This window comes from Vicinamibacteria bacterium (assembly GCA_035620555.1).
GTDB lineage: Bacteria > Acidobacteriota > Vicinamibacteria > Marinacidobacterales > SMYC01 > DASPGQ01.
This window is the reverse complement of sequence record DASPGQ010000441.1, coordinates 1-7,006: the sequence shown is the minus strand read 5'-3', so window position 1 is coordinate 7,006 and position 7,006 is coordinate 1. Positions and strand designations below refer to the sequence as shown.

Below are 7,006 nucleotides of genomic sequence, written 5' to 3'. Positions count from 1 at the left end.
GCCGACGGAGAAATCGAGCGGTGGCGAGAATCCTCGTAGATACGAGCGCGGTCTATGCTCTCGTCGATCGCAGCGACCGATGGCACTCGACGGCGAAGGCCGCGCTCGAGAGTCTGAGATCGGCGCGTTCGGAACCCCTGCTCACGAATTTCATCCTGGCCGAGTGTCACGCCCTCCTGCTAGCACGGCTCGGCGCTCCACTCGCCAGAAATTGGCTACTGGGCAACGTGTGGGCCGTTCAGCGCGTGACGGCCGACGACGAGGGCGAGGCGATATCGATCGTCTCGCAGTATTCCGACAAGACGTTCTCTTACGCCGATGCAACCAGCTTCGCCGTCATGGAACGCCTCCGGATCCGGAGAGCTTTCGCATTCGATCCCCACTTTCGCCAGTACGGCTTCCAGGTCGTCGGACTTCCGGCCTGAGCGCACCATCGAGACCGCAGGGGATGATAGCTCGCGTCTGTCGACGCCGCGCTCACATCCTCGGGAACGTGTTCCGATGAGGTCTTCATGGTGTTGCACAGCTAGAACCGAAACCTGAGCTCACCAACGACGAGTCTCTTGATGATGTCGCCGAACACGTGCTGTTGCACCTCGGCGTTCGTGAGATTCGTCACCTTGATCGACGTCGTTACCTTCCCTTCCTCCCAGCGTATTCCGAAGCCTGCGTTGACGATCGTGTAAGGGTCGGTCGGACCATGAAAGCGGGCGTCGAGAACATCCTGCCAGAAGGCACGGCTGACGTAATTCGCCGAGATGTCCCCGAAGTATCGACCGTAGCTGAAACCGATTCCCGCATTAGCGCGATGGGTCGGGGGAAGATTCAGCTCGGTCAGGTCGAAGCCGAAAGGTTCCGGCTCATCTTGCCAGGAGTAGTTCACATAGGAATCGATATAACGGCCAATGCCAGTCTGAAATCCCAGCTCGTACCCTCGATCGCGCACCCGGTCCAGGTTTTGGTATACGAGCCTAGCCGGGAGCCCTCGCCCCTCGGCAGTCAAATCGTCGAGCACGCCGGGATCGAGTGGCCATCCCGGCGGTGGGTTGTCCGAATCATAGTCGGTCTGAACGAACTGAACGAGATCTCGGATCTCGTTCAGGTAAACGGCCCCGCTGAGGATGGTTCGGTTGCCGAAAAATCCCGTATACCCGATCTCATAGGCGGTCAACGATTCTTCCCGGAGCCGTTCATTTCCGAGGGCGTCGACCGGGAACGCGAACGACTGCCCCGAGAAGCTGGAATCGACCGTCCCCAGATCGTAGGCACTCAAGAAGCGCACCTCGAGAAAGTTGTTCACGATCGACGGGGCTCGAAACGCACGGTTGAAGGACAGACGAAACGTATGGGCCCGCGCCGGTTTTATCAGCAGGCTGGTCCGCGGTGAAAATACCGCGTGATCCAGGACGTCGAACTTGTCGACTCGAGCGCCGAGCATCCAGCGGACGTGGTTGGAAAGGAAGATCTCATCCTGGAGGTACAGACCTCCCTCATCGCGTTGGTCCCTCCGAGGCGCGAACGAAAGATTGAATCCGTTGTGACGGAGATTCCCCCCGTAGGAGAACAAATGCTTGTTCCCCAGAAGATGCAGGTTCCCGAATTCGATATCGTAGGTCCGACTCGTGAAGACGAAGTCGATGGGACTGCCGTCGAGATCCGCGACCAGTAGAGAAAGAGCCTCGCCGTCGACGGCGTTGGCAAAAATGTTGAGTCTGAAGTTCCCGCGGCGGTAGTGCATCTTCCCGTAAGCGAGAGTCGTTCCGGGGCGGATCTGGAAAGGGCCTATCCCGGTGTGGGTAGCACCATCCGTTGCCGAGATGCCTGCCGCGAAGATGAGATCATGGTTCCAATTCGGATCCGGGTTGTCGCCCGACAGATCGAAATCGATTCGAAAGTCCGCCTTGGGTTGCTCGGTCCCGAAATTGGAGTACGTGGGATAGGGTGTTTGAAAGTCATTGGCTATGGTGCCGGTCGGTCGCGGAAGGGCCTGCTGAGCAAATGTTCCCGCGGAGATCTTGAAAGCAACACTGTCGTTCAAGACCTGCGCGTGCGTGGCGTTCAGCGAAAAGAGAAGCCCGCTTTCCGACTCGTCTTCAGAGACCTTACGGTCGAACCCGCCGAAGCCGATGGTCACATTCGTGCCTTCCATCTCCCTCGGAGCCTTACTGATGACGTTGACCACTCCGGTCATGGCGTTCGCGCCCCATACCGCGGAAGCGGGACCGCGAAGCACCTCGACGCGACGGATCTCGTCCGGGTTGACGGAGAGAAGGTCCCAGATGACGAATCCGAAGAAGTCCTGGTAGATCGTTCGCCCGTCGAGAAGAGCGAGCTGCGACGTGACCAGAGTCGAAGCCGCGGCGCGGCTCCTCAAGTTCACGTCCCGGGCAGACATCTGGATGACATTCAGACCCGGAACGACCCGCAGAAGGTCACCGTAGTTCTGAGCCGACGAGCGCTCGATGTCTCGTGAGGAAACGACGCTCACCGCGGCCGGGGCGTTCACGAGTGTCTCCTGGAGCTTGGACACGCTCACTACGACGACCTCTTCGTAAGAAGCCTCCTTTTCCTCCTCTTCCTGGGAGGTGGTCTGGCCTGCAATCGCCGTGAGCAAAGTGCCAGGAACCAGGACGAGAGAAAAGACCGCGCGCGTCAGCATGGGCTTGGCCTCGACGGCGAAGCCTTGGCCGAACGTGTCCGTACCACGGTTCGATTCTCACCGCGCAAACCGTGGCCGAAACCCCGATGTGCTTCGCCCCTCGCCAACCTAATACCATACCCACGCGCACGGGAGTCAATGCCTTTGACAGATCGCCGAGGCACAACTATTCTCCCGCGGGGTCCTGGAACCTTATGGGTACCGGCGACGAGCTCGAGGTTGGCGCTGTCCTCGGTGAGAAGTATCTCATCGAGGGTTTCATCGGACGCGGTGGCATGGGCTCGGTCTATCGTGCGCGGCACATCTCACTGGACTCACCGCGGGCGATCAAGATTCTCCGACGCGAGCTCGCCCGGGATCCGGGGTTCGTGGAGCGTTTCCGTATCGAAGCGCTGGTCGCGGAAGAAGTGCGTCATCCGAACATCGTTGCGCTCTACGACTATTCACCCGTCTCCGAAGGACGCTCCTATATCGTCTGGGAATACGTAGAGGGGCAGACGATCGGGGCACTGCTCTCCCGGGGTGTAATCTTCGATCCTGCCGAAGTGGTCGAGATCGTCTCGCAAGTCGCGGACGGACTGACCCTGGCCCACCGAAAAGGAATCCATCACCGGGACATTTCGCCCGACAACATCATGTTGAGCACCGACGTTCGCGGGAGGCGAATCGCCAAGCTCCTCGATTTCGGGCTTGCCAAGGGCAGCGGTGTTCCCGGAGCTCCGACTACGGATATCGGGACCTTTATCGGCAAAATCGGCTACGCGTCCCCTGAGCAGATGGGTCTGCTCGCGGAACCCACGCTCGTCGACGAGCGCACCGACGTCTTCTCCCTGGCCGCCGTGACCTACGCGATGCTGACCGGAGCAGCGCCATTTCGAACAACCAGCCTTCAAAGCTTTCTTCGCGATCTGATCATCGCACCCGAACAGGAGGTTCGCGAAAAGTTTCTCCCGCGGCTGACGGAACCGTGGCGTCCCGCGCTCATTCGCGCTCTCGCGCGAGACCGAAACCAACGGACCCCGAACGTGAAAGAGTTCATCGGAGGTATCAACATCGCCGCGCGCGCTACGAGAACGTTCGACCCTCCTCGCGCCCGGTCGGGGTCGAAAACGCTCCTGACTGCCGGAGCGGCGGGCGTGCTCGGCCTCGCTCTGTATTTGATTCTGAGCCTCGGGCCAGGCTCGCTGAACTTTCCTTCGCCTCCGGAGCCGCCGTCACCTACCCGCGTCGTGGACTCCGGGCAGGCGCGCGCGGCCGAGTCCTTGCGCGGTTTGAACGTCGAGGAGGAGCTTGCGTCTTCGGACGGTGCCGAGAGCGGGCAACTTTCTGAACCGATCGAGGAGCCGGGTGCGATCGACCGATTCGATGCGAGAACGTCGACGGACTCGGGAGCTCGCGAAGGATCGACCGCGACCGATGCGGAGGCGTTGAAACCAGGCGATACAGGTTCTGCGAACCCCTCCGCGAACGCGCAGCCGAATACGGGACCCGGGGTGATGGAAACGAGTGCTCCTGTGCCCCTGACTCGTACGCCGGACGAGACTGACGGGCTCGCCGGTCAAAGTGCGTCGTCGGAGCCTGCCGGCGCCAGCGAGCACGCGCAGACTCTAGACGCGCCTCGATCTTCATCCCCTCTCCAGCTGGCCGCGATGCCTCGGCCGCTGAAGAAGGTAGATCCCGAGTACCCCGAGCAAGCGTCGCGCCTGGGGATCCAGGGGGACGTCATCCTGCGTGCCATCATCGACGCAAGAGGCAACGTCATCGATCTTCGTATAATCCAATCGGTCCCTACTCGGTACGATCAGGTGCGGCGACTCCTCGATGAGGCCGCGGTCGAAGCGGCTCGTCAATGGCAATTCGAGCCGACCTTGCGGGACGGGTTGCCCGTTCCCGTCGAGGTCGAGCTTGTCGTTCAGTTCAGAATGGAGCCGTATTAGCAGGCTGCCGAGAAAGCGTAAACAGCCCGCGAGACGCCTACAGCGTTCGATAATCGAAGGCCGTTCGGTTCTCGAAACACTTTCTTTCTAGTACTCAATGCCGTGGCGGGACCCGTGACCGACCGGCCGCCACGGCTCGGCCCGTGCGGCGCTGCGCGCCGTTCTCGCGGCAGAAGTCTTGGCCACCGCTCGGCAGGCTGGGCTGTACTTATTCATCAGCGTGCAAATGCATGGGCCCGGTATTCGCGTCAATTTTGCTTGGCATCGTCCTTGCTGATGGATCCATCGAGGCGGTTGCTCGAGAGAGTACCGGAGAGCCCATCCAGAAGGAGGTAGAACATGAGGCCGCAAAAGAAACGCGTTCTGTTCGCGTGTTTCGTCTTCTGGCTAGGAGCGTGGCCCGCCGATTCTGGGACGAAACGGAACTCGGCACGGAGGTTCCCGAAGAGTCGATCGGGTACCGGATACCTTGAACAGATCGTCATCACTGACGCCCTCGAGGCGGCCAGAGCGATGGCGCTCCCGTCTTCCGCCTCGGCCAGGTGATTCCCTTCTGTCGAGGTGGCCGGTGGACAATTCCGGCTCACGACCTGACAATGACCAAACTGGAGACGCGGCGAGGCATGGTCGACGAGCTTTCCGACGAAACGATCCTCGATCCGACGGCTCCCCTCAGCGCCGACGTTGCCCGCTCGTCGGCCGAGAGAATGGTCGCACTCTATGGAATCGGCAAGCTCTTGCTCGAGCAACGTGACGCCATTCGAGTGATTCACACCATCCATCGTGCCCTCGTCGCCCAGCTCGCGCCCGATCACGCGTGTGTTCTGACGGTCGACTCCAATGGAGCTCACCGCCCCGTCGCGGCACATCAGGTGAGCCTGGACGGGCCCGAGCGACTGTGGCCCATCAGTCGAACCGCGCTTCGAAGAGCTCGAGAAACGGGGATGGCTCTGCTCGCCACCGACGTCCTTCAGGATCCTCAGTTCGACGGCTCGGGGAGTGTACAGAGGTTCAATATCCGATCCGTTCTCTGTGTCCCGCTCGGTAGGGAACCCGTACGTGGCCTGATCTATCTCGATCGACGCCGAGAAATGCCACCGTTCGACCGAGCGGACCTGCAGTTTCTGACCGCGGCCGCCGGCTACGCTTCGACGCTCCTCGACCGGATCGAAGACCACGAACGAGAATCGGCGTCGCTGAAGAACCAGGCCGAAGCGCTCGCGCTTCTGCAGGAGGAGCTCCTGCGCCATCGGCTGGTAGGAAAGGCGCCCACCCTGCTGAAGGCGTATGACGAGGTGCGGCGGCTGGCCAGCGCGGGCGCTCGGGTGCTTCTTCGAGGCGAGACCGGTACCGGCAAGGAGCTCTTTGCTCGCGCTTACGCCGCGAACACCGGACGGCAGAGCAAACCGTACATCCCCGTCCCCATTCCCGCGCTCGCTCCGAACCTCATCGAGTCCGAGCTCTTCGGACACCTGAAGGGCGCGTTCACCGAGGCGAGCCGCGACAAGAAAGGCTATTTCGAAGTGGCCAACGGCGGCGTGCTGTTTCTCGACGAGATCGGCGACATCGACCCGGCGCTCCAGGTCAAACTGCTTCGTTTTCTGGATTCGGGCGAAATCTACCCGGTCGGCGACACGAGGCCCAAGTTTCTCGACGTGCTGGTCGTATCGGCGACGAACCGCCCGCTCGAGAGGCTCGTCGAGCAGGGCCGCTTTCGCTCCGACCTGCTGGCGCGGCTCGGCCACACGATTACGATCCCGCCCCTCCGCGAACGGCCCGAAGATATCCCCCTTCTCGTGGAGCATTTCGCTCGGAAGTTCGGGAGGGGCTCGAATCGGAGGCACTTCGCTCCGGAGACCATGGAGCTTTTTGGTCGCTACCCCTGGGAGTTCAACGTTCGCCAGCTCCAGCAGGTTGTGGAACGCTCAACCTGTCTGGTGGACCACGACGTGATCGTTCCCGCAGATCTCCCGGACTTCTTGCGAACGAGAGGAACGCTTTCTTCACCGCGCGGAAGCGGCACTCCGGCATCTCTGAAGCGGGTCGTCGAGGACGCCGAGAGAAGACATATCCTCGAAACCCTCGAGTTCGCGAAAGGCAACCGTCGCAAGGCCATCGAGCTTCTCGGCGTGTCTCCCGAGACGTTCTACAAGCGGCTCCAGGACATGGGACTCCACAAGAAATCTGAACGGTGACGCCAACTCCTACAAGGCGTGGGAGCTTCTCTCCCACTCCCGCGTCTTTCGCTCCGTTATTCGAATCCCTCCACGTAACTCAACGCGATGCGCAGCTCACGGTGTTCTGCGTCGGGTCGTAGATCAACGAGGTGTGGGTTGCCGACTCTACGCAGAACGTGAAGCTCGCCGGGGCTTTTACGCGACCCGAAGTGGTAATGGTGACCATGCCGTTC

4 protein-coding genes are annotated in these 7,006 nt (G+C 61.2%); 3 read left to right on the top strand and 1 reads right to left on the bottom strand.

Features of this window, described 5'->3' with window-relative positions:
• Positions 1 to 425 (top strand): PIN domain-containing protein (locus VEK15_17825; protein HXV62563.1); only part of this gene is annotated, 425 nt, incomplete at its 5' end.
• A gap of 101 nt (positions 426 to 526) precedes the next feature.
• On the opposite strand, the gene VEK15_17820 is transcribed toward VEK15_17825, so the two are convergent.
• Complete coding sequence (locus tag VEK15_17820; GenBank protein ID HXV62562.1) at positions 527 to 2,659, bottom strand: TonB-dependent receptor; 2,133 nt, start codon at positions 2,657 to 2,659, stop codon at positions 527 to 529.
• Between the two features lie 194 nt (positions 2,660 to 2,853).
• On the opposite strand from VEK15_17820, the gene VEK15_17815 reads away from it, so the two are divergent.
• Together VEK15_17815 and VEK15_17810 are read left to right on the top strand one after the other, a co-directional pair.
• On the top strand, positions 2,854 to 4,596 hold the full coding sequence (locus tag VEK15_17815; protein ID HXV62561.1) for a TonB family protein: 1,743 nt from the start codon (positions 2,854 to 2,856) through the stop codon (positions 4,594 to 4,596).
• Positions 4,597 to 5,192: 596 nt separating this feature from the next.
• Positions 5,193 to 6,791, top strand: a complete 1,599-nt coding sequence (locus VEK15_17810; protein HXV62560.1) for a sigma-54-dependent Fis family transcriptional regulator — start codon at positions 5,193 to 5,195, stop codon at positions 6,789 to 6,791.
• Positions 6,792 to 7,006: the final 215 nt, after the last annotated feature.